This window comes from Mesorhizobium sp. WSM4832 (assembly GCF_055811115.1).
In genome coordinates this window covers 412276-435606 of record NZ_JBVVQH010000002.1, presented here as the reverse complement: position 1 = coordinate 435606, position 23331 = coordinate 412276, and the positions used below count along the sequence as shown (strand labels likewise).

The 23331-nt window shown below is 64.3% G+C and carries 26 protein-coding genes; 10 read left to right on the top strand and 16 right to left on the bottom strand.

Features of this window, described 5'->3' with window-relative positions:
- Nucleotides 1–179: 179 nt before the first annotated feature.
- Entirely contained in the window at nucleotides 180–812 is a 633-nt protein-coding gene (locus AC0L2L_RS05195; RefSeq protein WP_473576657.1) for a trimeric intracellular cation channel family protein, read from the top strand.
- 75 nt (nucleotides 813–887) lie between these two features.
- On the opposite strand, the gene olsB is transcribed toward AC0L2L_RS05195, so the two are convergent.
- From olsB to AC0L2L_RS05160, 7 genes are all read right to left on the bottom strand, one after another.
- Nucleotides 888–1763 (bottom strand): l-ornithine N(alpha)-acyltransferase, encoded by an 876-nt coding sequence (gene olsB / locus AC0L2L_RS05190; RefSeq protein ID WP_473576625.1) that lies wholly within the window; start codon nucleotides 1761–1763, stop codon nucleotides 888–890.
- Nucleotides 1764–1958: 195 nt separating this feature from the next.
- Nucleotides 1959–4238: an ATP-binding protein gene (locus tag AC0L2L_RS05185; RefSeq protein WP_473576624.1), complete on the bottom strand. Its 2280-nt coding sequence runs from the start codon at nucleotides 4236–4238 to the stop codon at nucleotides 1959–1961.
- Between the two features lie 122 nt (nucleotides 4239–4360).
- Nucleotides 4361–5350 carry an acrylyl-CoA reductase (NADPH) gene (gene acuI / locus AC0L2L_RS05180; RefSeq protein WP_473576622.1) on the bottom strand — a complete coding sequence of 330 codons (990 nt, stop codon included), beginning with the start codon at nucleotides 5348–5350 and terminating at the stop codon, nucleotides 4361–4363.
- Between the two features lie 54 nt (nucleotides 5351–5404).
- Nucleotides 5405–5893 carry a signal peptidase II gene (lspA, locus tag AC0L2L_RS05175; RefSeq protein WP_473576620.1) on the bottom strand — a complete coding sequence of 163 codons (489 nt, stop codon included), beginning with the start codon at nucleotides 5891–5893 and terminating at the stop codon, nucleotides 5405–5407.
- A gap of 10 nt (nucleotides 5894–5903) precedes the next feature.
- Nucleotides 5904–6758 carry a TrmH family RNA methyltransferase gene (locus tag AC0L2L_RS05170; protein ID WP_473576619.1) on the bottom strand — a complete coding sequence of 285 codons (855 nt, stop codon included), beginning with the start codon at nucleotides 6756–6758 and terminating at the stop codon, nucleotides 5904–5906.
- Nucleotides 6759–7841 (bottom strand): RsmD family RNA methyltransferase, encoded by a 1083-nt coding sequence (locus AC0L2L_RS05165; RefSeq protein ID WP_473576618.1) that lies wholly within the window; start codon nucleotides 7839–7841, stop codon nucleotides 6759–6761.
- An 87-nt stretch (nucleotides 7842–7928) separates the two neighbouring features.
- Nucleotides 7929–8414 (bottom strand): DUF1772 domain-containing protein, encoded by a 486-nt coding sequence (locus AC0L2L_RS05160; protein WP_473576617.1) that lies wholly within the window; start codon nucleotides 8412–8414, stop codon nucleotides 7929–7931.
- Between the two features lie 103 nt (nucleotides 8415–8517).
- Between AC0L2L_RS05160 and AC0L2L_RS05155 the strand changes: the two genes are divergently transcribed.
- Together AC0L2L_RS05155 and AC0L2L_RS05150 are read left to right on the top strand one after the other, a co-directional pair.
- Nucleotides 8518–9228: a helix-turn-helix transcriptional regulator gene (locus AC0L2L_RS05155; RefSeq protein ID WP_473576616.1), complete on the top strand. Its 711-nt coding sequence runs from the start codon at nucleotides 8518–8520 to the stop codon at nucleotides 9226–9228.
- Nucleotides 9229–9298: 70 nt separating this feature from the next.
- Entirely contained in the window at nucleotides 9299–9670 is a 372-nt protein-coding gene (locus tag AC0L2L_RS05150) for a VOC family protein (RefSeq protein ID WP_473576615.1), read from the top strand.
- A 52-nt stretch (nucleotides 9671–9722) separates the two neighbouring features.
- On the opposite strand, the gene lhpI is transcribed toward AC0L2L_RS05150, so the two are convergent.
- The 4 genes from lhpI to sppA form a co-directional block, all read right to left on the bottom strand.
- Nucleotides 9723–10685, bottom strand: coding sequence for a bifunctional Delta(1)-pyrroline-2-carboxylate/Delta(1)-piperideine-2-carboxylate reductase (gene lhpI / locus AC0L2L_RS05145; RefSeq protein WP_473576614.1), 963 nt, complete (start codon nucleotides 10683–10685; stop codon nucleotides 9723–9725).
- A 126-nt stretch (nucleotides 10686–10811) separates the two neighbouring features.
- Nucleotides 10812–11144: a DUF1049 domain-containing protein gene (locus AC0L2L_RS05140; protein ID WP_473576613.1), complete on the bottom strand. Its 333-nt coding sequence runs from the start codon at nucleotides 11142–11144 to the stop codon at nucleotides 10812–10814.
- Between the two features lie 120 nt (nucleotides 11145–11264).
- Complete coding sequence (locus tag AC0L2L_RS05135) at nucleotides 11265–11549, bottom strand: integration host factor subunit beta (protein ID WP_027165368.1); 285 nt, start codon at nucleotides 11547–11549, stop codon at nucleotides 11265–11267.
- A 77-nt stretch (nucleotides 11550–11626) separates the two neighbouring features.
- Complete coding sequence (sppA, locus tag AC0L2L_RS05130; RefSeq protein ID WP_473576610.1) at nucleotides 11627–12583, bottom strand: signal peptide peptidase SppA; 957 nt, start codon at nucleotides 12581–12583, stop codon at nucleotides 11627–11629.
- Nucleotides 12584–12876: 293 nt separating this feature from the next.
- Here sppA and lptC point away from each other — a divergent pair, with 293 nt between their 5' ends.
- The 6 genes from lptC to ptsN all read left to right on the top strand — a co-directional run bounded on the left by lptC (nucleotide 12877) and on the right by ptsN (nucleotide 18061).
- Complete coding sequence (gene lptC / locus AC0L2L_RS05125; RefSeq protein WP_473576609.1) at nucleotides 12877–13590, top strand: LPS export ABC transporter periplasmic protein LptC; 714 nt, start codon at nucleotides 12877–12879, stop codon at nucleotides 13588–13590.
- Entirely contained in the window at nucleotides 13577–14167 is a 591-nt protein-coding gene (locus tag AC0L2L_RS05120) for an LptA/OstA family protein (protein WP_473576607.1), read from the top strand. The genes lptC and AC0L2L_RS05120 overlap by 14 nt, the downstream gene beginning before the upstream one ends.
- On the top strand, nucleotides 14167–14985 hold the full coding sequence (gene lptB / locus AC0L2L_RS05115) for an LPS export ABC transporter ATP-binding protein (RefSeq protein WP_473576606.1): 819 nt from the start codon (nucleotides 14167–14169) through the stop codon (nucleotides 14983–14985). The genes AC0L2L_RS05120 and lptB overlap by 1 nt, the downstream gene beginning before the upstream one ends.
- A 162-nt stretch (nucleotides 14986–15147) precedes the next feature.
- Complete coding sequence (gene rpoN / locus AC0L2L_RS05110) at nucleotides 15148–16677, top strand: RNA polymerase factor sigma-54 (RefSeq protein WP_473576605.1); 1530 nt, start codon at nucleotides 15148–15150, stop codon at nucleotides 16675–16677.
- Between the two features lie 276 nt (nucleotides 16678–16953).
- A complete protein-coding gene (gene hpf, locus AC0L2L_RS05105) occupies nucleotides 16954–17535 on the top strand; it encodes a ribosome hibernation-promoting factor, HPF/YfiA family (protein WP_473576603.1) in 582 nt (193 codons plus the stop codon).
- A gap of 61 nt (nucleotides 17536–17596) precedes the next feature.
- Complete coding sequence (gene ptsN, locus AC0L2L_RS05100) at nucleotides 17597–18061, top strand: PTS IIA-like nitrogen regulatory protein PtsN (RefSeq protein WP_027165361.1); 465 nt, start codon at nucleotides 17597–17599, stop codon at nucleotides 18059–18061.
- Nucleotides 18062–18130: 69 nt separating this feature from the next.
- Here ptsN and AC0L2L_RS05095 read toward each other — a convergent pair whose 3' ends face one another.
- The gene (locus AC0L2L_RS05095) at nucleotides 18131–18388 is read right to left on the bottom strand and encodes a BQ00720 family protein (RefSeq protein WP_036257920.1); all 258 of its coding nucleotides are present in this window, start codon (nucleotides 18386–18388) and stop codon (nucleotides 18131–18133) included.
- A 63-nt stretch (nucleotides 18389–18451) separates the two neighbouring features.
- Nucleotides 18452–18877, bottom strand: coding sequence for an Hsp20 family protein (locus AC0L2L_RS05090; RefSeq protein WP_473576601.1), 426 nt, complete (start codon nucleotides 18875–18877; stop codon nucleotides 18452–18454).
- Between the two features lie 242 nt (nucleotides 18878–19119).
- Between AC0L2L_RS05090 and AC0L2L_RS05085 the strand changes: the two genes are divergently transcribed.
- On the top strand, nucleotides 19120–20061 hold the full coding sequence (locus tag AC0L2L_RS05085; RefSeq protein ID WP_473576599.1) for a nucleoside hydrolase: 942 nt from the start codon (nucleotides 19120–19122) through the stop codon (nucleotides 20059–20061).
- Between the two features lie 166 nt (nucleotides 20062–20227).
- On the opposite strand, the gene AC0L2L_RS05080 is transcribed toward AC0L2L_RS05085, so the two are convergent.
- The 3 genes from AC0L2L_RS05080 to AC0L2L_RS05070 all read right to left on the bottom strand — a co-directional run bounded on the left by AC0L2L_RS05080 (nucleotide 20228) and on the right by AC0L2L_RS05070 (nucleotide 23303).
- Nucleotides 20228–20842, bottom strand: coding sequence for a LysE family translocator (locus tag AC0L2L_RS05080; RefSeq protein ID WP_473576598.1), 615 nt, complete (start codon nucleotides 20840–20842; stop codon nucleotides 20228–20230).
- 100 nt (nucleotides 20843–20942) lie between these two features.
- Entirely contained in the window at nucleotides 20943–22394 is a 1452-nt protein-coding gene (locus AC0L2L_RS05075; RefSeq protein ID WP_473576597.1) for an amidase, read from the bottom strand.
- Between the two features lie 3 nt (nucleotides 22395–22397).
- Nucleotides 22398–23303 (bottom strand): ribokinase, encoded by a 906-nt coding sequence (locus tag AC0L2L_RS05070; RefSeq protein WP_473576596.1) that lies wholly within the window; start codon nucleotides 23301–23303, stop codon nucleotides 22398–22400.
- Nucleotides 23304–23331 lie beyond the last annotated feature (28 nt).

Below are 23331 nucleotides of genomic sequence, written 5' to 3'. Positions count from 1 at the left end.
TTTGGGATATTATTTTTTTATAATATACTTTTATGTCATTAGTTCTGTTGTTTTTTTGGGCAGTAAGGGAGTAGGTGAGTAGGGATGAGCCGTGCAATCCACGCGGCTTGTGTTATCTATCATTCCCTACTGCCCTACTGCCCTACTGCCCTACTCCCCTACTGCCCCACCCTATGTCCTTGAACCCCATCGCGCTGCTCGACTATGCCGGCGTCGCCGTCTTCGCGGCGACGGGCGCGCTTGCCGCATCGCGCAAGCAGCTCGACATTATCGGGTTCCTGTTCCTGGCCAGCGTCACCGGCATTGGCGGCGGAACGCTGCGCGACGTCATCCTCAACCTGCCGGTGTTCTGGGTCGCCAACAGCGGCTATGTGCTGATCTGCGCCGTCGTCGCGGTGCTGGTCTTCTTCAGCGCCCACCGCGTCGAATCCCGCTACAAGCTGTTGCTGTGGCTCGACGCCGTCGGCCTCGCCGCCTTCGCGGTGATGGGCGCGGCCAAGGGGCTGGCGATCACCGGCTCGCCCGTCGTGTCGGTCATCACGGGCGTGTTGACGGCGACCTTCGGCGGCATTTTGCGCGACCTGCTTGCCGGCGAGCCTTCGGTTCTGCTCAGGCCCGAAATCTATGTCACGGCTGCCCTTGCCGGCGCCACCATCTTCACCCTTGGTGATCTTGCCGGCCTGCCGGCGCTGGCGTCCAGCCTGCTCGGCTTCGCGGGTGCATTCATCGTGCGTGGCGGGGCGCTTAAGTTCGGCTGGTCGTTTCCAGCCTATAAGAGCCGGCCGGGGCGAAGACCGGAGGATATTCCGTGAGGGAGTAGGGGGTTAGGGGTTAGTCAGTAGTCAGTAGTGACAAGAGCGCGAGTCTTGGTATCCACCACTACTCACTCACGCAGCGAAACGCTGGCCTTCGCCGCCATAGTAGTTGACGTAGCGGGCGCCGATCTCCTTGACCGGCATGACGACGAAGACGTCGACGGTCGAGAATTCGTGGTCAATGACACAGCCATCGCCGATGCGGGCGCCGACGCGCAGATAGCCCTTGACCAGCGGCGGCATGGCGGCGATCGCCGCCTTGGTGTTCACCGCCTCGATCGGCATCAGGTCCATGGAACAGTAGCGTCCGGGAACCGCGCGAACATCCCAGGCGGAATTGGTGCGGCAATGATGGGCGAGATAGGTCAGCGCCTCGGCATGCGCCGCCGGCACGATGCCATGGAAAGAGGCGCAGCCGGTCATCACGCCGATGCCGTAGTGATTGATATAGGCCCAGATGCCCTGCCAGAGCGCCTCGATGGTGCGCTTGGAGCGGTATTCCGGCAAAACGCAGGAACGGCCGAGCTCAAGGAAGCGCTGGCCGGGATGCCGCGCGATCAGCTTGGTGAGCTCGAACTCGCCCTCGGAATAGAAGCCGCCGGCAGTCGCGGCGATCTCCTGCCGCAGCAATCGGTAGGTACCGACGATGCGGCGGTGCTCAGGGCCGGGAAGGGAAGTGTCGAGCACAAGAAGGTGATCGCAGAGCGGGTCGAAACGGTCGGCGTCGCGCCGATCCTGCGCCTGGGCCAAGTCCTTCCTCGCGCCAAGCTCGTCATAGAACACCCGATAGCGGACCTCCTGGGCGGCGGCGATCTCAGCCTCGTTGCGGGCGAGCCGCACTTCGAGGTTGCCGATGCGGCCCAGCGGAGCACCGCTTGCGACGGCGTCGGCGCCACGGGCGGCGAGAAGGGCGCCGCCGGCATTCGGCCGAGTGTCACATTCAGGCATGACTGTATGCACGAGTGATTCTCCTTCGAGCCATCCCTCTTGGCACGGGGATACGGTGTAGGTGCAACAGGATTGTGACAGTACCGTGATACGACGTGGCGGGCAATACTTTGTCGGCTGGACAATACCCTCAACCGGCTATCTTGCGGCCGCGAAAGCCAGGCAACCTCAGGTTTTCAAGGGGTAAAAATTTCCTCAGGCGGCAACCTGGCCCTCAACCGCCTGGACGAGCGCTTCGGGATCGAGCGGCTTGGTCACGAAGCCGCTGGCGCCGTGGGCGAGCACGGCATGCCGGGTCTTTTCCTGGCTGTCGGCCGAAAGCACCATGATCGGGATCGGCGGCATCGCCAGAGACTCTTCATGGCGGCGGATGGCGGCGATCGCATCCAGGCCGTCCATGACAGGCATATGCAGGTCCATCAGCACCACATCGAAGCGGAACTTGAGGCCGGCGTCGGTAACGGCCTCGACCGCGGCCTTGCCGTTGCCGACGATCTTGACGCGATGCCCGGCCTTGAGCAGCGTGGCGCGGGCGAGCATGGCGTTGATGTCATTGTCCTCGGCGATCAGCACCGACAGGCCCTGGTCGCGCCTGCGCGCCGAGGAGACGCCGCGCGGCTCCGGCTGCGGCTGGGCGAGCAGGGAGCCATGGCTGGTCAACAGCACCCGCAAAAGGGTCTCGCCGCGCACCGGCCTGGCGAGGAAGGTGGCGTAGCCGCTGGCGCGGAATTCGCCGAGCATGCCGCGGTCCGTCGGCGCAATCAGGGTGATGGCTTCACAATCCGCAAAGCCTGAGTCGCGCAGCCGCCTGAGCAGCCTCCCGTCGCTGTTTTCGAGCGCGGCGTCGATCAGGAGCACGTTGCAGCCGGCGGCGAACGGAGCGGCCTGGCTTGGCGTCGCCGCGACCTCGACGGTGCCGCCATGGGCCCTGATCGTGCGGGCGATGGCATCGGCCTCGATGGCGTTTTTCGACACGATCACCGCCCGCCGGTCGGCAAGGATATTGTGCCGGTGCGGCGGCGGTTCGGTGGCCGCGACCGCCGGGATCTCGAGGACGAATTCGGATCCTTCGCCGAGCCGGCTCGAAACCGAGATCGTGCCGCCCATCGCCGCCGCCAGCCGCTTCGAGATCGCAAGGCCGAGGCCGGCGCCGCCATGCACCCTGGTCGAGGTGCCGTCGGACTGTTCGAACTCCTCGAAGATGCGCTCCATGTCCTCTTCACGCAGTCCCGGGCCGGTGTCGGCGACAGTGAAGCAGATGGTGTCGGTGGCTTCGGTGCGGGCGCGCGCCACGGTGAGCAGCACGCCGCCCGTATCGGTGAACTTCACCGCGTTGCCGATGAGGTTGAGCAGCACCTGGCGAACGCGGCCGGGGTCGGCGGTGATCATCTGCGGCACGTCGGGTTCGACATGGCAGCCGAGGCCGATGTTCTTGGCGAAGGCTTTCGCGGCCAGAAGCTCGATGATGTTGTCGGCGATTTCGCGCAGCGAAGTCGGCTGCGGCTCGGGTTCGAAACGGCCGGCCTCGATCTTGGAATAGTCGAGCAGGTCCTCGATGAGCGCGAGCAGCGCGCTGGCCGACGTGGAGACAGCGCCGACATAGGTGCGCTGTTCTGGCGACAGGTCGGTATCGGCAAGCAGCTTGGCCATGCCCATGATGCCGTTCATCGGCGTGCGGATCTCATGGCTGACGGTGGCGAGGAAGCGTGACTTGGCTTGGCTCGCATATTCGGCCCGTTCGCGCGCGGTGATCAGCGAGGATTCGGCGCGCTTGCGCGCGGTGATGTCGCGGGCGATCGCCCGGTGCGAGACCGCGCCCGTGTCCTTGTCGCGCACCGACAATTCGATCCAGGAGAACCAGCGCGGCCCGTTCGGCGTGCGGATCGCGACATCGGTGGAGCTCAGGCATTCATGGTCGGAGAAGGCGGCGTCGGGAACGATGCCGACATCGATGCCGAGCTCGGACAAGGTCTTGCCGGCGAGATCGCGCGGGTCGATCTCGACAAGCGAGGCAAAGACGCTGTTGGCATAAACGATATGGCCATCGCGATCACGATGGACGACGAGGTCGCCGAGCGCGTCGATCAGGCCGCGGAAGCGCTCCTCGCTCTCCTGCATCTCCCACATGCGGTCGGCGAGGGTCTCGATCTCGGCGCGGCTGCGGGCGGCGGTCTCGTCGAGCAGGGCGGCGGTGCGCCGCTCGTCGCGCCGGCTGCGCAGATACATGGCAAGGCCGGCAAGAGCCGCGGCGGCGAGGCCGACGGTAATGATGATCGGCGCTCCTGTGAGATGCGCCAACCCGGCCAGGACGGCGATGGCGACGATCGTCAGGAACGGCAAACCTTCGTGACTGGCCGCCGGCAATTCAGGAGCCAGCGGCGGCGCGACGAGCACCTGCCGCTTCGGCGCATCGGGGATGAGCCCGTCAGCGCCCGCGGCTTTGCTGTCCTGCCTGATGTCGGAGTCCGCGACCATGCGCAAACCATGCCAGACAGAAATTATGGAAGACTGGGACGGATCGTTCGAATTTTAGCGATTGCGCGCATTCCGGTCGGCCGCGGTCGCGGACGACCGTCGCTCTGCGACATCGCTTTCAGCTACATATCGACGACCACGCGGCCCCGGACCTTGCCATCGACGATGTCGCGCGCGGCAGCGACAATGCCGTCGAAACCAATCGTGCGCGACAATGTCGAAAGCTTCTTGAGGTCGAGGTCGGTGCCGATGCGGCGCCATGCTTCGAGCCGCACCGGCTTTGGCGCCATCACAGAATCGATGCCGAGCAGCGAGACGCCACGCAGGATGAAGGGTGCCACGCTCGACGGCAGGTCCATGCCGCCGGCCAGGCCGCAGGCCGCGATCGCGCCGCCATAGGAGGCCATCGACAGCACATTGGCCAAGGTATGGCTTCCGACCGAGTCGACGCCGCCCGCCCAGCGCTCCTTGGCAAGCGGCTTTGCCGGCTGGCTGAGTTCCTCGCGCGAGATCACTTCGGCCGCGCCGAGGTCGATCAGATAGGGGCTCTCGGCGTTGCGGCCGGTCGAGGCGATGACATGGTAGCCGAGGCTGGAGAGGATCGAGATGGCGACCGAGCCGACGCCGCCGGCAGCACCCGTCACCACCACCGGGCCGCGATCCGGCACGATGCCATGCCGCTCCAGCGCCATGACGCAGAGCATTGCCGTGTAGCCCGCGGTGCCGACGGCCATTGCGTCATGCGCGCTCATGCCTTCGGGCAGTGGCACCAGCCAGTCGCCCTTGACGCGGGCGCGGCCCGCATAGGCGCCGTAATGCGTCTCGCCGACGCCCCAGCCGTTGAGGATCACCTTATCGCCCTTGCGCCAGTCGGCATGCGAAGAGGAGATCACCGTGCCGGCGAAATCGATGCCCGGAACCAGCGGCCAGCGGCGCACAACCGGCGCCTTGCCGGTGATGGCGAGCCCGTCCTTGTAGTTCACCGTAGTCGCCTCGACGGCGACGGTGACATCGCCTTCCATCAGATCGGCATCGGTGAGGTCGACGACATCGACCGACTGCTTCTTTTCGGCATCGCGCGAAACGAGGATGGCTTTGAAGGTGTCGGGCATGGTTTTCTCCTCGGTTCTGGCTGGTGAGAAGTCTGCGGTTTCAACCGCGTGAGGTCAATTGCCGGGATCCTGAGGCTTCACCTCGCGCCGCCAGCCGATCAGCTCGTCGAAGACGACAAGCGCCGCGCCGATCGAAATGAAGGCGTCGGCGAGGTTGAACACCGCGAAGGACCAGACCGGCGTGTGGAACAGGATGTAGTCGATGACGTGGCCGTAGACGGCGCGGTCGATGAGGTTGCCGAGCGCGCCGCCGATGATCAGGGCAAAGCCGGTTCGGGCGATGAAATGGCCGGCCGGCGTGCGCGTGGCGAGATAGAGCACGAAGGCGACGACCAGCACGGCGATGACCACCAGGCCGATATCGCCGAAGGACGAGAACATCGAGAAGGCGATGCCGGTGTTATAGGTGCGAAACAGCGCCAGGAACGGCAGGAGATCGACCTTTTCCTGGAAGGCGAGACCGTTCTCGACCAGCTGCTTGATCCACTGGTCGAGCGCAATGGCGACGACGACCAGGACAATGTAGGGGGACCAGGATTTCACTTGGCGGTCCTCATCGTGTGTCAGGCTCGAGCTTCAACGCGCCGCGCCGGATCTCGAACAGCATCACGCCGGTGGCCACCGCCAGATTGAGCGAATCGGCGCGGCCGGCTTGGGGTATCCGGAGCAAGCGATCGCAGCTTTCGGCGAGGTTGTCCGGCAGCCCCTGCTGCTCATTGCCCATCAGCAGCAAGACCGGCCCCCTGGAAAAATCGACCGAGCGATAGTCGACCGCGCCTTTGAGGTGGGTTCCAACGACGAGACCCGAAAAATCGCGCCGCCAGGCGAGGAAGGCCTGCTCGGTCGCCTTGGCGACCGGCACGGCGAAGATCGAGCCCATCGTGGCGCGCACCGTTTCCAGCGAGAACGGGTCGGTGGTGTCGCCGACCAGGATGACGCCCTTGGCGCCGACGGCGTCGACGGTGCGGATCACGGTGCCGAGGTTGCCTGGGTCACGCACCCGGTCGAGCGCGACCCAGACGTCACCGTCCTTGGCGCGGATGTCCTTCAGCGGCACGGTCCGCTGCGCAAAGACACCGACCACCATTTGCGGGTTTTCGCGGCGGGTGATTGCCGCCAGCACCTTTTCCGAAACTTCGAGTACGGTGCCGCCGGCTGCGACGGTGCGCGCGGCGACCTTTTCGACCGCCGCGTTGCCGCGGCCAGCCTTGGCGAAGACCAAAGTCCTGATCGACCAGCCAAGATCGAGGGCGTCGATGACGAGTTTCAGGCCCTCGGCCATGAAGGCGTTCTGCTGGTCGCGGAATTTCTTCAGCGCAAGCGCCTTGATGTCCTTGACCAGGGGATTGGCAAGGCTGGTGACTTCCTTGACCTGCCCGACAGGGCGCGCGCCGTCATGTGCAGTCATTCAAGCCACCCAGCGCGAGAACAGCGAGGTCGACAGCGCGCGGCCGGCCGATTTCTCGCGAATGATCAGTTCGCCGGACTCGACCGTGCCGCCCATCCCGGCGAAGGTATCGCGCATCAGCGCATGGATGGCGAAGAAGGAGGCGCGGATCGAATAGGCGGTAAGAACGACGGCCAAGGGCTTCGGCGTCAGGATCGAGCGGCAGAGATCGGTGAGGCCCGGCAGGTCCTCAAACAATTGCCAGACCTCGCCCTTCGGGCCGCGGCCGTAGGCCGGCGGGTCGAAAAGCACGATGTCGTAACGGCTGCCGCGGCGTTCCTCGCGCTCGGCGAATTTCACCGCGTCCTCGACGATCCAGCGGATCGGCTTGTCGGCAAGGCCGGCCATTTCCTGGTTCTCGCGCGCCCAGCCGATCGCCTTCTTCGAGGCATCGACATGGGTGACCTCGGCGCCGGCGCGGGCCGCCACCAGCGAGGCCAAGCCGGTATAGCCGAACAGGTTGAGCACCTTGACCGGGCGCTTCGCCGCCGCGATCAGCCCCGCCATATGGTTCCAATGCGAAGCCTGCTCCGGAAAGACGCCGACGTGGCGGAACGAGGTGAAGCGGCCGAGATAATAGATGCCGTCATGCTTCATCGGCCAGGTTTCGCCGAGCGGCGCCTTTGGAAAGCGCCAGCGGCCGATGCCTTCCTCGTCTGTGTCGCCGGTGAAGACGGCGTCGGCGCGCTCCCACTCCTTCGCCGGAAGGGCTCGCTGCCAGATCGCCTGGCCCTCGGGGCGCACGATGCGGTAGGGGCCGTATTGCTCCAGCTTCTCGCCGGCGCCGCTGTCCAGCAGCGCGTAATCGGCGTTGGGCGCGACTTCGAGGATCAATGGCAGGCGCTCGGCGGGCAACGCGCCCTCGCGACGCGCAAGCACGCGCGGCAGCGGCTTGGCTTCCTGCCGGTCCGTCGGTTTCGATTCGCGGCGCTCGGCGGGCGCTGCCTGCTGGCGTCCAGCCGCGAACGCATCTCGGGGGCGGGCCTGTTCCGCCCTTGCGGGATGCGGGCGGCCATCGCGGCGTTTGTCGCGAAAAGATTTCAAGAAGGGTCATCTCCGGCGGTTCGGCCCGCTTCTGCCACAGCTCAGCCTACCGGCGCAACAAACCGTGGCCTATTCCGATGGTGGCCATCAACCATGCCGGACACTGAACAGGCCGAAGCAAAGCGAAACGAAGCCGAGCACTTTCGCCGCGGTGACCGCCATGTGGCCGGTTTCCCAACGCAGCCGGACAGCTTCGAAGTTTTCTGGAATTGGACCCGGCGTCCAGGTCGCAAGAATGTCGTTGGGCGGTTTGACAAGCCCGAACCAGAGCGCCAGCGCGACCGCATATAGCAACGTCGCTACGAGCACGAACCGGAAGGCGGAGGGTTCTTCACGCAGCATCCAGGCAAGCAGTGCCGGACAGAGGATCGCCGCGATGTCGAGCGGCGCCCCCACCAACAGAAACAGTTGATACTGCGCATTGAAGACCGTCGCCTCGCGCCAGAGCGCCGGCGACCATCTGGTCAGCCTGGGCAGCGATTCCAGCACATGGGCAAAGGACGGTCCAAGGCTGAGCGCCGCGATCGTGGCGGCGAGCACCGACCAGAACAGCAGGAATCCGCGCATCTCCATTGCGGAGAGAACGGGGATGAGACACAGGCGTTCCGTAGCATCGGGTCGCTTGCCGTGATGCGCGCCCCAGCCCTATGGTCCATCATCCGTGACGACGAAATCGATGTCCCGCTCAGAACGCCTGCTCGACCTTGTCCAGATACTGCGCCGCCACCGCCGGCCGGTGAGCGGCCATACGCTTGCGGACGAGATGGGCATCTCGATCCGCACGCTCTATCGCGACATCGCGACGCTGCAGGGGCAGGGCGCGCCTATCGAAGGCGAGGCGGGGCTTGGCTATGTGCTGAAGCCCGGCTTCATGCTGCCGCCGCTGATGTTCACCGACGAGGAGATCGAGGCGATCGTGCTCGGCTCGCGCTGGGTGGCAAAGCAACCGGACAAGCGGTTGGCCGCTGCCGGGGCCGATGCGCTGGCCAAGATCGCGGCGGTGCTGCCGGACGACCTGCGGGAGGATCTCGACGCGACGACGCTGCTCGTCGGGCCACGCGCGGAAAATACCGAGACCGTCGACCTTGGTGTCGTACGGCAGGCGATCCGCGACGAGCGCAAGCTCGGCTTCCTCTATCGCGATGCCGGTGGTTCGGCATCGAAGCGCCTGGTCTGGCCGTTCGCGCTGAGCTTCTTCGACAAGGTGCGGGTAGTGGTGGCGTGGTGCGAGATGCGCCAGGATTTCCGCCATTTCCGCGCCGACCGGATGTCCGACCTGACGGCGACCGACATGCGCTATCCGCGCCGCCGCCAGGCAATGCTGAAAGAGTGGAGGGCGACGCTCGACGCGCCCGGCCAGAACGGCACGAAAAACGCTCCCGGCTGATCGCTGCTGCCAGAATCTGACAGTAGGCCCGCCTATGGTTCCCAAGGTTCAGACACTTTGGAGATCAGATATGACCACGCCGAATTTCGTCATCCTCTATGTCGACAGCCCGGAAAACAGCGGCGCTTTCTATGCCAAGCTGCTCGGACGCGAGCCGGTCGAGTCCTCGCCGACCTTCGTGATGTTCGTGCTCGACAAGGGCTTCAAGCTCGGCCTGTGGTCGCGCCATACGGTGGAGCCGGCGGCTGCGGCGACCGGCGGAGGTGGCGAGATCGTGATCGCGGTTGCGGACGCGAGCGCCGTCGATGCGACGCATGCGGACTGGGCGGAGCGCGGACTGAACATCTTGCAGACGCCGACCGATCTGGACTTCGGCCGCACTTTCGTCGCGCTCGATCCGGACAATCATCGCGTGCGCGTCTACTGGCCGAATGCGCAGTAGGCAGTAGGCAGAGGCTTATCTTCCCTATTGCCTACTGCCCAACCCCTACTGCCTACCTGAGCGCCTTGTAGACGGCGATGCCGGCGGCGAGATCTTCAAGCGCTGCGCCAACCGACTTGAACAGCGTAATCTCACTGTCGTTCTGCCGGCCCTGTTTTTCGCCGCGCGCGAGCTCGTGCAGGTCGGCGATGATCGCTTCGGGCTTCAGCAGACCCGAGGCCAGCGGCTGGACGATGTCGCCGGCTTCCTTGGTGGCACCGGCGCGGGTGTCGACATAAACGCGGGCGCGGGAAATGGCGTCGTCGTCGCTTTCGCGCATCGCCGGCGTGAAGCCGCCGACGAGATCGACATGGGTGCCCGGTTTCAGCAGCGCGCCCTTGACCAGCGGCGTGCTCGAGATCGTCGCGGAAGTGACGATGTCGGCCTCGGCAAGTTCTGCATCGAGATCGCCAGCGGCATTTGCCGGAAGGCCTTCGGCGCGCAAGGCGGCCGCTGCCTTTTCGGCATTGGCCGGCGTGCGGTTCCAGATGCGGATGGATTTGATCGGCCTGACCGCCGAATGCGCCCTGGCAAGGAACGGCGACAGCGCGCCGGCGCCGATCACCAAAAGCCGCGAGGCGTCCTGGCGCGCGAGATAGGAGGCGGCGAGCGCGGAGGCGCAGGCCGTGCGCCACTGCGTCAGCCGCTGGCCGTCGATCAGCGCTTCGGGCTCGCCGGTGACGCCGTCGAGCAGAAGATAGAGGCCCATCACCGCCGGTTTGCCGATGGCGTTGTTGTCCGGCGACACGGTGACGATCTTGACGCCGATATGGCCCCCCGCCGAGGTGCCGGCGGCGTTGAAGTCGGTCCAAGCCGGCATCAAAAGCAGGGTCGAGGCGGCGCCGTCCGGCCGCTCGACGCCATGATGGTGGCGAACCGGCTGCACGGCGCCATCGCGAAAGGCGGTGCGCAGCGTCTCGACGAGGCCGGGAAAGGTCAGCGCGCGGTCGACCTCGGCGGCCGAAATGGTCAGCATCTGAGGCTCCGTAATGCGTTACTTAAAGCATGTAGCGCTGAAACGGATTCAGGCGACACGCTTTAAGTCTTTGTTTTTATGCATGTTGTTGTCCCAGAACCGCAGCACACTTCTGGGCGACATGCATTAGTTCGTCGGCTTGGGCAGCGCCGGTCCGTTAGGCGCTGCGGGTGCACGGCTCACCGCCTGGCGCAGGTTTTCCGCCTCGAGACCACGCTGGCGCGCGAGCTTGCGATAGCGGCCCTGTTTCACCCACGTGGCGAAGCTGCCGACAACGATGCCGATGGCCAAGGCCAGGAAAAGGAAGATGAAAAGCGGCAAGTTCAGCGTCAGCGCGGGATTGCCGGGATGGAACGGATCGAGCGTGAAGGCGACGGAGCCGCGGTTGGCGACGGCGAGCGCGATCAGGATGACGGCCAGCGGCACGAAGACAACGACGAGGATGAAGCGATTGAACATCAAATCTCCATGGAGGGGCTTCTTGAAGCGCGCATGTCTTTGCCCCGAAACCCGTCCTCACTTTTTCGGAAGACATGCTTTAAGCGCCAAAATGCCGTTTCAACCCCGCCGGCGCGGCGCCTATTTGCCGCCGTTCAGCCTTTCGCGCAACTCCTTGCCGGTCTTGAAGAACGGCACCCACTTTTCCTCGACCTCGACGGATTCGCCGGTGCGCGGGTTGCGGCCGGTGCGGGCGGGACGGTTTTTCACCGAAAAGGCACCGAAACCGCGCAACTCGACCCGGTTGCCCTCGGCAAGCGCGTCGGTGATCTCGTCAAAGATCGCGCCGACGATGTTTTCGACGTCGCGCAGGAAAAGGTGCGGGTTGCGTGCAGCAATGATCTGCACAAGTTCGGATTTGATCATAGAACGTTCCCCGTAAAACCACTGCAACCGATTATCAGGATGATTTTATTGCTTTTTTGGCACGTCCCAACGGCACCTCAAGGGTGCCAGACCGAAACGAGACCGTCAAGAAACAAGCGGTCGGCGCCGAGCTCATGAATGATATCGCCGCCGGAATCGGGCAGGCCGAGGGCCTTGGCCGCCACTTTTGCCATCGACTGGGAAAACAGGAAACCGCCCCGCCTGTCCTTGTCCTTCCACTCGACAACCTTCAGCTTGCCGTCCACGCCCTTGGTCGCCAGCCAGTCGATCGCCTCCTGCTCACCGCCGACGGCATCGACCAGATGATTGGCTAAGGCCTGGCGGCCGGTGAAGATCGAACCGTCGGCCAGGGCCAGCGCCTGTTCATGCGTCATCTTGCGGCGGTCGGCGACGATGCCGACGAACCAATCATAGCTGTCGAGGATCAGCTTGCGCACCATGGCGCGCTCGTCGTCATTGGTCGGCTTGAAGGGCGAGGGCGAAGCCTTGAGCGGCGATGATTTCACTTCTTCCAGCTTGATGCCGAGCTTATCCATGAGGCCGCTGACATCGGGATACTGGATCAGCACGCCGATCGAGCCGACGATCGAGGTCTTGCGGGCAACGATATGGTCGGCCGCGCTTGCGATCATATAGCCGGCCGACGCCGCCAGCGTGCCGACTTCGGCCACCACCGGCTTGTCGCCGGCAAGCTTGCGCACTGCCTCGAAGGTGGACTCGCCGCCGACCGTGGTGCCTCCGGGCGAATCGATCGACAGGATGACGCCCTTCACCTCCGGCGATGCGCGGATGTCTTCCAGCCTTTTGACCAGTTCCTCGTCCTCGGTGATGGTGCCTTCAATCTTGACCTTGGCGATATGGGGGACCGCCCGGCCGGTAAAATTATCGTCATAGAACCAGGCCGAGAAGGCGACCACGGCTGCCGCCAGAACCACAAAAGCGGCCACGCGCCAGAAAGTCAGCTTGCGGCGCAAGCGGCGGCGGTCGATCAGGTCGTCGGCTCTCATTGCCATCGTCAGCCTCATGGGTCGGTGGGAAAGCACGCTTTTAAAGCAAGCCTCGGCACACGGCTACCGTTTCCTGAAAGGTCCGGCTTCGAGCCTCGACGTTGACGTCGATCTCACGAAAAATTAACGCAACCGGTCTGTATCTGCTATGAAGTACGGGCCGTGCCGCCGGATCGCTCTCGATTTGCGAGCGGCAGCCGTCACATTTTTGCAGTTTTCCTCCGCTTGTGCTTGCTTGTAGGTGCCGGCATACCACCTATAGTCGGTGTTTGGGCGGACAAAGGTCCATTAGAAAAGTCATGTTGGCGCGATCTGACGAAATGAGCGATACCGAAACGGTATCGGCTCCCGCGGCCCAAGGCGGCACGCGTGGCGATGCGTTCGACCGCGCGCAACGGCACTCGCGCCGCGTCCGCGTCCTGAAATTCGCGGTGCCGCTGCTCGCGGTCGCGATTGCAGTCGCCTTTCCGGTCTATTCCTATCTTAAAGCGCCCGGGTCCGTCTCCGTGCAGGCAGACGGCACGGCGTTTTCGGACGGCAAGCTGGTGATGGCCAATCCGAAGCTCAATGGTTTCACCAAGCAGAAGCTGCCATATTCGCTGACGGCGACCAGGGCGACGCAGGATGTCGGCCAGCAGGCCGTCATCGACCTCGAAGGCATCAACGCCAAACTGCCCGTGGCCACCGACAATATCGTGTCGGTCGATGCCGCGCACGGTATCTACAACCGCGATGCCAATACGATGGACCTGACCAGCGACGTCAGCGTGACCACGACAGACGGCCTTGTGGCGAAATTCAAATCGATCTTCCTAGACATGGGCAAAGGCTCTATGAAGACGAGCAATCCGGTCGACGTCAGCCGTGGCGGGTCGCGCATCACCGCGGACTCGATGTCGGTCGAGGACAATGGCAGGCTCGTGGTCTTCGAGAACCGGGTGCGGGTCAACATCGATCCAGCTGCGTTGAAGGCGGCAGGGGTCAACAGTGGAGAACAGAATGCGTCGCAGTAAATCCGCATGGCTTCTGGGTGCTGCCGCATTGCTGTTTTTGGGGACGGCGCATTCGTTCGCGCAATCGAGCGCGACCAGCCAGATCCCCGGGCTCAAACTGTCGGGTGACCAGCCGATCCAGATCGAGAGCGACAAGCTCGAGGTCCGGCAGGCCGACAGCATGGCCGTGTTCAGCGGCAACGTGACCGTCAATCAGGGGCCGACCCTGCTCAAGGCCGGCAAGATGACGGTCTATTATGTCAAGGATGCCAATAACGGCAAAATTGCCGCGGCCGGCGCGTCGGCGATGACGGGCGCAGCCAATATCGACCACCTGGAGGTCGAGAACAAAGTCTACATCAAATCAAACGACCAGATCGCCACCGGCGACACCGGCAAATTCGACATGAAGACGCAGGTACTGGTGCTTTCGGGCAAGGAAGTGGTGCTGTCGCAGGGCGACAATGTGCTCAAGGGCTGCAAGCTCACCGTGCAGATGAAGAGCGGCCTCGGCAATGTCGAAGGTTGCCCTCGCGTCGTCATGATGTTCAAGCCGCAGAAGCAGGACGCGCAGCAGCAGGGAGCGTCGAGCAAGTAATGGCCGGCGTGACTTCGCTGCTTGCCCGCCTTCCGGGGCGGGCGGCCGCACAACCCGCTGCTCCGGCGACGGTCGGCACCGACAAGGCGAAGTTCAAGGGCACCCTGATCGCCAAGGGCCTGACCAAGAGCTACAAGGGCCGCAAGGTGGTCAGCGGGGTGACGCTTGGCGTGCGCGCCGGCGAGGCGGTCGGCCTGCTTGGCCCCAACGGCGCCGGCAAGACCACCTGTTTCTACATGGTCACCGGCCTTGTCCCGGTCGATGAAGGGACGATCGAGATCGACGGCTTCGATGTCACCTCGATGCCGATGTACCGGCGCGCCCGCCTTGGTATCGGCTATCTGCCGCAGGAAGCATCGATCTTCCGCGGCCTGAATGTCGAGCAGAACATCCGCGCCGTGCTCGAGGTGGTGGAAAAGAGCCGCAAGGAGCGCGAACGTACGCTCGACGAGCTGCTCGAGGAGTTTCACATCAGCCATCTGCGCAAAGCACCGTCAATGTCGCTGTCGGGCGGCGAACGGCGGCGCCTCGAAATCGCGCGGGCGCTGGCGACACGGCCGGCCTATATGCTGCTCGACGAGCCCTTCGCCGGCATCGACCCAATCGCCGTCGCCGACATCCAACAGCTCGTCCGACATCTCACGGCGCGCGGCATCGGCGTTTTGATCACCGACCATAATGTGCGCGAGACGCTCGGCCTGATCGACCGCGCCTATATCATCCATGCCGGCCAGGTGCTGACGCATGGCCGGGCCGACGAGATCGTCGCCAACGCCGATGTGCGGCGGCTTTATCTCGGCGAGGGCTTTACGCTCTGATTCTCGGTGGCCGGGTTGCGACTTTCGGCTATTTTAGCACTCGATAACGCTCCGGTAAGCCGGAGCTGCTAGCGTTTTCCTTGACAAGCAAAAGCCGGGCCAGTTTGTATGCCCGACCGAAAAACAATAATCGACGCGTAGACGAGGCGTTTGAACCCCACCATGGCGCTGGCAGCCAAACTGCAGCTCAGACAGTCCCAGTCGCTGGTGATGACGCCGCAGCTGATGCAGTCGATCCGGCTGCTGCAGCTCACCCATGTCGAGCTCGAGCGCTTCATCGACGAGGAGATCGAGCGCAACCCGCTGATGGAGCGGGCCGAACCGCAGAACGATGCCGCCAGCGACCAGGCCCAGAAAAGCGAGGTCGCGCCGGAGCGGGATCCCGAAGGCGACTGGTTCGAGGGCGAGACGGAGTGGAGCGCGGAAGCGATCTCGCAAAAGCTCGATTCCTCCCTGGAGAACCTGTTTCCCGACGATCCCGGCACCAGTGAGAGGCTGGGGCCGGATCTCACGGCGCAGTGGAAGTCGGCCGCCGGCAGTGGCGCCGGCTCGGCGTCATCGGAAGGGTTCGATGTCGGCGACATGGCGGCGGCCGCCGTTACGCTGCGCGAACATGTCGGCGCGCAGGTCGCGCTTGCTTCCCTCAGCCCCGGCGAACGCCTCGTCGCGGGTGAGCTCGCCGACGGGCTCGACGAGGCCGGGTATCTGCGCGCTGACCTCGATGAGATCGCGGCACGGCTCGGTACGGACGAAGCGGCGGTGGCGCGTGTGCTCGGCATCTGCCAGACCTTCGAGCCGGTAGGCCTTTTCGCGCGCGACCTTGCCGAGTGCCTGTCGTTGCAGCTGGCGGCGCGCGACCGGCTCGATCCGGCGATGAAAGCCATGGTCGCCAACCTCGAGCTTTTGGCGCGGCGGGATTTCCAGACGCTGAAACGCATCTGCGGGGTCGACGAGGAGGATCTCCTCGACATGCTGGCCGAAATCCGCGCGCTCGATCCGAGACCCGGTCTGGCGTTTTCAGGCGGCGCAAGCGATGAGATTGTCGCCGATGTCGAGGTCCGCACCGCCAATGACGGCAGCTGGGCGGTCGAGCTCAACGCCGACACGCTGCCGCGCGTGCTGGTGGACAATGTCTACTTTGCCCGCATCTCGAGCCACGCCAAGGACCAGGCGGAAAAGGATTTTCTCGCCGAATGCCTGCAGAACGCCAACTGGTTGACGCGCAGCCTCGACCAGCGGGCGAAGACCATCCTCAAGGTGGCCTCGGAAATCGTGCGGCAGCAGGACGCCTTCCTCGTCCATGGCGTACGGCACCTCAAGCCGCTCAACCTGCGCACGGTGGCCGACGCCATCGGCATGCATGAATCGACTGTCAGCCGCGTCACCGCCAACAAATACATGCTGACGCCGCGCGGCGTCTTCGAGCTGCGCTATTTCTTCACGGCATCGATCGCCTCGGCGGAAGGCGGCGAAGCGCATTCGTCCGAGGCCGTTCGCGACCGCATCAAGCAGATGATCGAGGAGGAAAAGCCCGCCGACGTGCTTTCCGACGACGCCATCGTCGACATGCTCAAGGAAAACGGCGTCGACATCGCGCGCCGCACCGTCGCGAAGTATCGCGAAGGCATGAACATACCATCGTCGGTGCAGCGGCGACGGGAAAAGCGGGCGCTCGCGAATGTCGGGCGGTGAAAGAGCGCCCGACGGCGGATTTTCCACAATTTCCAAGCTTCATTGACAAGCCGCAATGAAGTGTCTAGAAGCCCGCCCGCATGAGCGGGGCGGTAATGCCCGCTTGCGAATGGGTCCGTCAGACACGGCCATGGACGGCCAAGAAGGCGACTTGTGATCAACCGGAAAGTTCGGGTCTAAAATCGGCGCGCATGCCGCTGCAAAGCTTGTGCGCGCGCACCACGGGTATAAACTCGGGAACAGTTTGAAGCCTGAGCAAGGAAGGTCAGTTTTCAGATGAATCTACGCATTTCGGGAAAACACATGGACATCGGCGATGCGTTCCGCACGCGCATCAACGACCGGGTCGGGGAGGCGATCGAGAAATATTTCGATCGGGGTTTTTCAGGACATGTCACGGTCATCAAATCGGGGTCGCGTTTCTCCGCCGACTGCATGGTCCGGCTCGATTCCGGCGCTTCTTTGCAGGCGACCGGCGACGCCCAGGACCCGACGCTTGCCTTCGAGGCGGCCGCCGATCGCCTGGAAACGCGGCTGCGCCGCTACAAGCGCCGGCTGAAGTCGCACAGTACCGGCAATGGCGAAGAGCCGACCGACATCGCCTACACGGTGATGGCTCCTCTCACCGACGATGAGGAAGATATTCCGGAGGACTTCGCTCCGGTCATCGTGGCCGAATCAAGCATGACGCTGCGGACCATGTCGGTGGCGTCGGCTGTCATTGAGCTCGACACCAGCGACAGCCCGGTTTTTGTTTTCCGCAATGCCGGAAACGACCATCTCAACATCGTCTACCGCCGGCCGGATGGCAATATCGGCTGGATCGATCCATCGACGACCAAAGTCGCGCAGGGATAAGAAGCCAGCCGCGCGAGGGGGCGACGACTGGCGCGGCAGGCGAGCAAGGGATTTTTCAAGCATGGATCTGAGTGATCTCATCAGCGTCTCGGCGATCATGCCGGCGTTGAAGGCGAATTCCAAAAAGCAGCTTCTGCAATTGCTGTCGGAGAGGGCGGCAGCGATTTCGGGAATTCCGGAACGGGAGGTGTTCGACACCATCCTGCAGCGCGAACGGCTGGGCTCGACCGGCGTCGGCAACGGCATCGCCATTCCGCACGGCAAGCTCGCCGGCGTGAAGCGGATCGCCGGCGTCTTCGCCCGGCTGGAAACGCCGGTCGATTTCGAGGCGCTGGACGACCAGCCGGTCGACCTGGTGTTTCTGCTGCTTGCGCCGGAAGGCGCGGGCGCCGACCATCTCAAGGCGCTGTCGCGCATCGCGCGCGTGCTGCGCGACGCCGACACGGTCGCCAAGATCCGGGGGACGCGCGACGCGGTGGCAATTCACGCGCTGCTGTCGGACACGCAGGCCTCGCACGCAGCTTGAAGTTTTTGGATTAAATCTTCCAAGGGCCGCCGCGGGCGACCCTTCCCATTTCGAAGGCCCAAAGTCGCGTTAGTGGATCGCGACAGTGGTCAGATCGTTCTCCAGCGCACCCGCCAGCGCCCGGTCACGGGCATCGGAAAGCAGGATCGGCTGACCGTTGGCGGCAAACAGCGCCCACAGTTCCAGGCCGGGCGCGATTTCGCCGAGGCCGGGGAAGCGGCCGCGCAGGTCATCGCTCGATACTTTCCTCAGATAAGCGACCGAACCTTCGCCGAGATGGGCGAGTTCGCCGCTGGTCATGGTGATCGTTTCGTCAGTTCTGGTCATTTCAAGCCTCCTTGGCGCGAGGACGCCACGATTGGCCGCCTCGCATAGAGCCATCGGCGAAGGTTAGTCTTTCACCGATATGTTTATTTTCCGTACCAGCCGCTCGGCCTCCGGACGGTCGAGATCGATCGACAGCAGGCCGTTCTTCAATTCCGCAGCGACCACCCGCATGCCGTCGGCCAGCACGAAACAGCGCTGGAACTGGCGCGCGGCGATGCCGCGATGGAGGAATTCGCGCTCGGTGTCGTCGGTCTGACGGCCGCGCACGATCAGCTGGTTTTCCTCCGTGGTGACATCGAGGTCGCTCTCGGCAAAACCGGCAACGGCCAGTGTGATGCGCAGCCTTTCGGCCTTGCCGTCGGCGGCGTTGAGGCGTTCGATGTTGTACGGCGGATAGCTGTCGCCGGACTTCGCCAGACGCTCAAGCGTCTTTTCCATGGCATCAAAGCCCAGAAGAAGCGGGCTGGAGAACGGCGTCATTCGACTCATTGTTACACTGTCCTCTGAAGAGCGACACAAACTGGAAAAACCCGGATGGCATTTTTCCCGATGGTCTTGATATGGTCCGCCGCGCGATCAAGTTCAAGCCACCGAAATCAGGATGACGTTTCGTTCAACCGCCATCCTGGTTTCAGCTCTTCGTTGGAGCATGATCTTGTCCGAGAACCGGTTCCCACTTTTCGGGATCATGCTCTAAACCCCGCCCAAAAAGACTCCCAAAAGGAATTGAAATGCCCCAATCCAGAAAGATCATCATCGACACGGATCCCGGCCAGGACGATGCCGTCGCCATATTGCTGGCGCTCGGCAGTTCCGAGCTGGAGATCGTCGGCATAACCGCGGTTGCCGGCAACGTGCCGCTGAAGCTGACCCAGAACAATGCCCGCAAGATCTGCGAACTGGCCGGCAGGCCCGATATCAAGGTCTATGCCGGCGCCATCCGCCCGCTGGCGCGCCAACTCGTCACCGCAGAGGAAGTGCATGGCAAGACCGGCCTGAACGGCCCGCAGCTGCCTGAGCCGACCACGAAGCTGCAGGAGCAGTACGCCGTCGATTTCATCGTCGAGACGCTGATGCGCGAGGAAAGCGGCACGATCACGCTCTGCCCGCTCGGACCGCTCACCAACATCGCGCTGGCGCTGATCCGCGAGCCCAGGATCGCGCCGCGCATCAAGGAAATCGTCTTGATGGGCGGCGGCTTCTTCGAGGGCGGCAATGTCACGCCAGCCGCCGAATTCAACATCTATGTCGACCCCCAAGCCGCCGATTTGGTGTTCAAATCGGGCATTCCGATCGTGATGATGCCGCTCGACGTTACCCACAAGGCGCTGACCACCTCCAAGCGCATACAGGCTTTCCGCCAGCTCGGCACCAAGGTAGGCACCGCGACGGCCGAGATGCTGGAATTCTTCGAACGCTACGACGAGGAAAAGTACGGCACCGATGGCGGGCCGCTGCACGATCCGTGCGTGATCGCCTATCTGATCAAGCCGGAGCTGTTCAAGGGCCGCCGCTGCAATGTCAGTGTCGAGACCTCCTCGGAGCTGACCATGGGCATGACGGTGATCGACTGGTGGGGCATCACCAAGCGGGAAAAGAACGCCACGGTGATGCGCGACATCGACCATGACGGCTTCTTCGCGCTGCTGGTCGAGAGGCTGGGGCGGTTGTAGAAGCGCCTCTTCCTTCCCCCTTGTGGGGGAAGGTGTCGCCGAAGGCGACGGATGAGGGGTGTTCCAGCGGAGTGAGCCGTTGGTGTTCCCTGGAACACCCCTCATCCGTCTCGGCGCTTCGCGCCGATCCACCTTCCCCCACAAGGGGGGAAGGAAGAGGCGTCGCTCATTTTGCCTTCGAAAACGCCAGCCACAGCCCGCCGCCGAACAGGAAGCTGCCGCTGATGCGTGACATCAGTCTGACGCGGCTGGCCGACAGCAGCCGGCCGGCGCGGCCCGCGGCAAGGGCGTAGGTCGAGTCCGACATGGCGGCGAAGATCATCGCGGTCAGGCCCATCACCGCGATCTGCAGCGTGTAGTTGCCCTGCGGCGCGATGAACTGCGGGAAGAAGGCGCCGAAGAAGACAAGCGTCTTGGGATTGCTGATCGCCACTAGGAGGCCTTGCAGGAAGAAGCCGCCGCGCGGTTTCTTGGCCGAGCCGTCCGGGTTCAGCGTGCCCTTGGCGCGGAACATCTGCACGCCCATCCAGATCAGATAGGCGGCGCCGATCAGCCGCACCCATTCGAACCAGTGGCCCATGCCGGCGATCAGCGTGTTGAGGCCGATGCCGACGATGGCGATCATGATGGCAAGGCCGGCCTGGGTGCCGGCTACATTGGCAAGCCCGGCGCGCGAGCCGTGGCGGATGCTGTTGGCGATGATCAGCGTCACCGTCGGCCCGGGCACCAGGATGATGACAATGCAAGCGACGACATAGGTTGCGTAAAGTTCCAGCGACATGGTCTTTCCTCGAGCGGGGACAGAGGTGATGCGGTGGTGGCCGCGGATCAATGCACGGCGCCGCTACCGTTGCAAGTCGCTCGCATTGCCTACCGATCGTTCAAGCCGCTCCTGCCGACCAGGGCAGAGCCGCATCAAAGGCCGCGCCCGCACGCAGCACGGCGAGGTCGCCGCGCGGCCGCCCAATCAGCTGCATGCCCATCGGCCTGCCCCTGGCGTCAAAGCCGACGGGCACGTTGAGCGCGGGACAGCCACCGAGCGTGGCGAAGGCCGAGACCTGCATCCAGCGGTGGTAGCTGTCCATGGCGCGTCCGGCGATCTCGCGCGGCCAATGGGTGGTCACGTCGAACGGGAAGACCTGCGCGGTCGGCAGGGCGATGAGGTCGAAGCGCTCGAACAGCGCCAACAGCGTCCGGTGCCAGGACGTGCGCCGGACGCTGGCGGCATGGACCTGCGGCGCGGTCAGGCGCATCGCCTGCTCCACTTCCCATATAGCCTCGGGCTTCAGAAGCGGGCGTTTTGCCGGGTCGTCATAATGCGCCTTCAGCCCGCAGCCGCTGCTTGACTGGCGCAAGATGACAAAAGCCTGCCAAAGCGCCTCGAAGTCGACGTCCGGCACCAGCGTTTCACTGTGGAACGACGCGTCCTCGAAGCGGGCAAGGGCGGCCTCGCAAAGATCGAGAACGCCCGGTTCCATCGGCAGGTGGCCGCCGAGGTTGCCCAGCCAGGCGATGCGGCCGCCGGACGCTTTCGCTCCCAAGCTGTCGAGGAACGAACCCTGTTTGTCATGCGAAAGCGGTGCATGCGGGTGATAGCCGGCCTGTTCGTCGAGCAACAGCGCGATGTCGCGCACGCTGCGGCCCATCGGTCCTTCGACGCCCATCTGGGAATGGAAGACCTCGAAAGCCGGACCGGCAGGCACAAGACCCTGCGAGGGGCGGAAGCCGTAGATGTTGTTATAGGCGGCCGGATTGCGCAGCGAGCCGCCGAAGTCGCTGCCGTCGGCGACCGGCACCATGTCGAGTGCCAGCGCCACAGCCGCGCCGCCGCTCGAGCCGCCGGCGGTCAGAGCCGGGTCGAAGGCGTTGAGTGTCGGCCCGAACACCGGATTGTAGGTGTTGGAGCCCAGCCCGAATTCCGGGACGTTGGTCTTGCCGATGATGATGGCGCCGGCCTTGCGGATGCGCTCGACGAAGAATTCGTCCTCGTCGGGAATGAAATCGCCGAAGATCGGCGAGCCGAACGTGGTTCTGAGCCCCTTGGTCAGGGCGAGGTCCTTGATGGCGATCGGCAGGCCGAACAGCGATCCCGTCTCGCCGCCGTGCGCGAGATGTTCGTCCGCCCTGTCGGCCTCGGCCAGGATATCGGCGCGCTCGCGCAGCGAGACGATGGCGTTGACCAGCGGGTTCACGGCCTCGATGCGGTCCAGGAAAGCGCTGACCACCTCGCGTGCCGACAAATGGCGCTGCCTGATCTTGTCGGCGAGCTCGACGGTGGACAGCCGGCAAATATCGCCTGCTGGCGGTGCGGGATGCTTGGTGACGGGACGCATGGCTTAGCGGGCGCCCGCCAAAGCCGCGTCGACGTCCTTTGCCAAGGGAATCGCCGGCTGCGCGCCGGGTTTCAGGCAGGCGAGCGAGCCGGCCGCAGCGGCACGGGTAAGCGCTTGCTCAAGCGACAGGCCGGACGACAGGCCGGCGCCGAAATAGCCGCAGAAGGTGTCGCCGGCGCCGACCGTGTCGACCGGCGTGATCTTCAGCGCCGCAATGGTAAGGAAATCGTCCGGCGTGGCGGCCAGCACGCCGTCGCCGCCGAGTGTGACGACGATCGCGCGGCCTGTCTTGCCGGCATAGTCGCGCATGCGGGCAGGGCGGTCGCGCCCGGAGAGCGCCAGGGCCTCGCCATAGAGATCGAACTCGGTTTCGTTGGCGACAGCGTAGTCGGCCTTGCCGAGGAGGCCTGCGGCCTCCGCACGGAAGGGGGCGGTGTTGAGCAGGCTGACGGCGCCAGCCGCACGCGCCGCATCGAGCGTGGCCTCGACCGTCTGCAACGGGATCTCGTGCTGCAAGAGCACGACATCGCCCCTTTTGAGAAAAGCCTTGGCAACATCCCCTGGCACGACCGAATCATTGGCGCCAGGCACGACGGCAATAACGTTTTCTCCGTCGGCGCCGACCAGGATCAAAGCCGTGCCGGTGGAGGCGAAGCTCTGGCCGACGCCGGAGAGATCGACATTGCCGGCCTTGAGAAGGGCGAGCGCTTCGGCGGCAAAACTGTCCTTGCCGACCGCGCCCACCATGCGCACCTGGGCCCCTGCGCGCACCGCGGCCAGGGCCTGGTTGGCGCCCTTGCCGCCGGGCGCGGTGGCGAAGCCAGAGCCGCGCACCGTCTCGCCGGGTCCCGGCAAGCGGTCGACATTGGCGATGAGGTCGAGGTTGATCGAACCGACAACGATAATCAAAAAACTGCCTCCCGTTGAAGCGGGTCAG

Excerpts from the sequence above, each read along its gene's own strand:
- olsB (WP_473576625.1), bottom strand. The coding sequence starts at position 1,763 with ATGCCTGAATGTGACACTCGGCCGAATGCCGGCGGCGCCCTTCTCGCC.
- AC0L2L_RS05185 (WP_473576624.1), bottom strand. The coding sequence starts at position 4,238 with ATGGTCGCGGACTCCGACATCAGGCAGGACAGCAAAGCCGCGGGCGCT.
- acuI (WP_473576622.1), bottom strand. The coding sequence starts at position 5,350 with ATGCCCGACACCTTCAAAGCCATCCTCGTTTCGCGCGATGCCGAAAAG.
- AC0L2L_RS05170 (WP_473576619.1), bottom strand. The coding sequence starts at position 6,758 with ATGACTGCACATGACGGCGCGCGCCCTGTCGGGCAGGTCAAGGAAGTC.
- AC0L2L_RS05160 (WP_473576617.1), bottom strand. The coding sequence starts at position 8,414 with ATGGAGATGCGCGGATTCCTGCTGTTCTGGTCGGTGCTCGCCGCCACG.
- AC0L2L_RS05155 (WP_473576616.1), top strand. The coding sequence starts at position 8,518 with ATGTCCCGCTCAGAACGCCTGCTCGACCTTGTCCAGATACTGCGCCGC.
- AC0L2L_RS05150 (WP_473576615.1), top strand. The coding sequence starts at position 9,299 with ATGACCACGCCGAATTTCGTCATCCTCTATGTCGACAGCCCGGAAAAC.
- lhpI (WP_473576614.1), bottom strand. The coding sequence starts at position 10,685 with ATGCTGACCATTTCGGCCGCCGAGGTCGACCGCGCGCTGACCTTTCCC.
- AC0L2L_RS05140 (WP_473576613.1), bottom strand. The coding sequence starts at position 11,144 with ATGTTCAATCGCTTCATCCTCGTCGTTGTCTTCGTGCCGCTGGCCGTC.
- AC0L2L_RS05135 (WP_027165368.1), bottom strand. The coding sequence starts at position 11,549 with ATGATCAAATCCGAACTTGTGCAGATCATTGCTGCACGCAACCCGCAC.
- sppA (WP_473576610.1), bottom strand. The coding sequence starts at position 12,583 with ATGGCAATGAGAGCCGACGACCTGATCGACCGCCGCCGCTTGCGCCGC.
- lptC (WP_473576609.1), top strand. The coding sequence starts at position 12,877 with ATGTTGGCGCGATCTGACGAAATGAGCGATACCGAAACGGTATCGGCT.
- AC0L2L_RS05120 (WP_473576607.1), top strand. The coding sequence starts at position 13,577 with ATGCGTCGCAGTAAATCCGCATGGCTTCTGGGTGCTGCCGCATTGCTG.
- lptB (WP_473576606.1), top strand. The coding sequence starts at position 14,167 with ATGGCCGGCGTGACTTCGCTGCTTGCCCGCCTTCCGGGGCGGGCGGCC.
- rpoN (WP_473576605.1), top strand. The coding sequence starts at position 15,148 with ATGGCGCTGGCAGCCAAACTGCAGCTCAGACAGTCCCAGTCGCTGGTG.
- hpf (WP_473576603.1), top strand. The coding sequence starts at position 16,954 with ATGAATCTACGCATTTCGGGAAAACACATGGACATCGGCGATGCGTTC.
- ptsN (WP_027165361.1), top strand. The coding sequence starts at position 17,597 with ATGGATCTGAGTGATCTCATCAGCGTCTCGGCGATCATGCCGGCGTTG.
- AC0L2L_RS05095 (WP_036257920.1), bottom strand. The coding sequence starts at position 18,388 with ATGACCAGAACTGACGAAACGATCACCATGACCAGCGGCGAACTCGCC.
- AC0L2L_RS05090 (WP_473576601.1), bottom strand. The coding sequence starts at position 18,877 with ATGAGTCGAATGACGCCGTTCTCCAGCCCGCTTCTTCTGGGCTTTGAT.
- AC0L2L_RS05085 (WP_473576599.1), top strand. The coding sequence starts at position 19,120 with ATGCCCCAATCCAGAAAGATCATCATCGACACGGATCCCGGCCAGGAC.
- AC0L2L_RS05080 (WP_473576598.1), bottom strand. The coding sequence starts at position 20,842 with ATGTCGCTGGAACTTTACGCAACCTATGTCGTCGCTTGCATTGTCATC.
- AC0L2L_RS05075 (WP_473576597.1), bottom strand. The coding sequence starts at position 22,394 with ATGCGTCCCGTCACCAAGCATCCCGCACCGCCAGCAGGCGATATTTGC.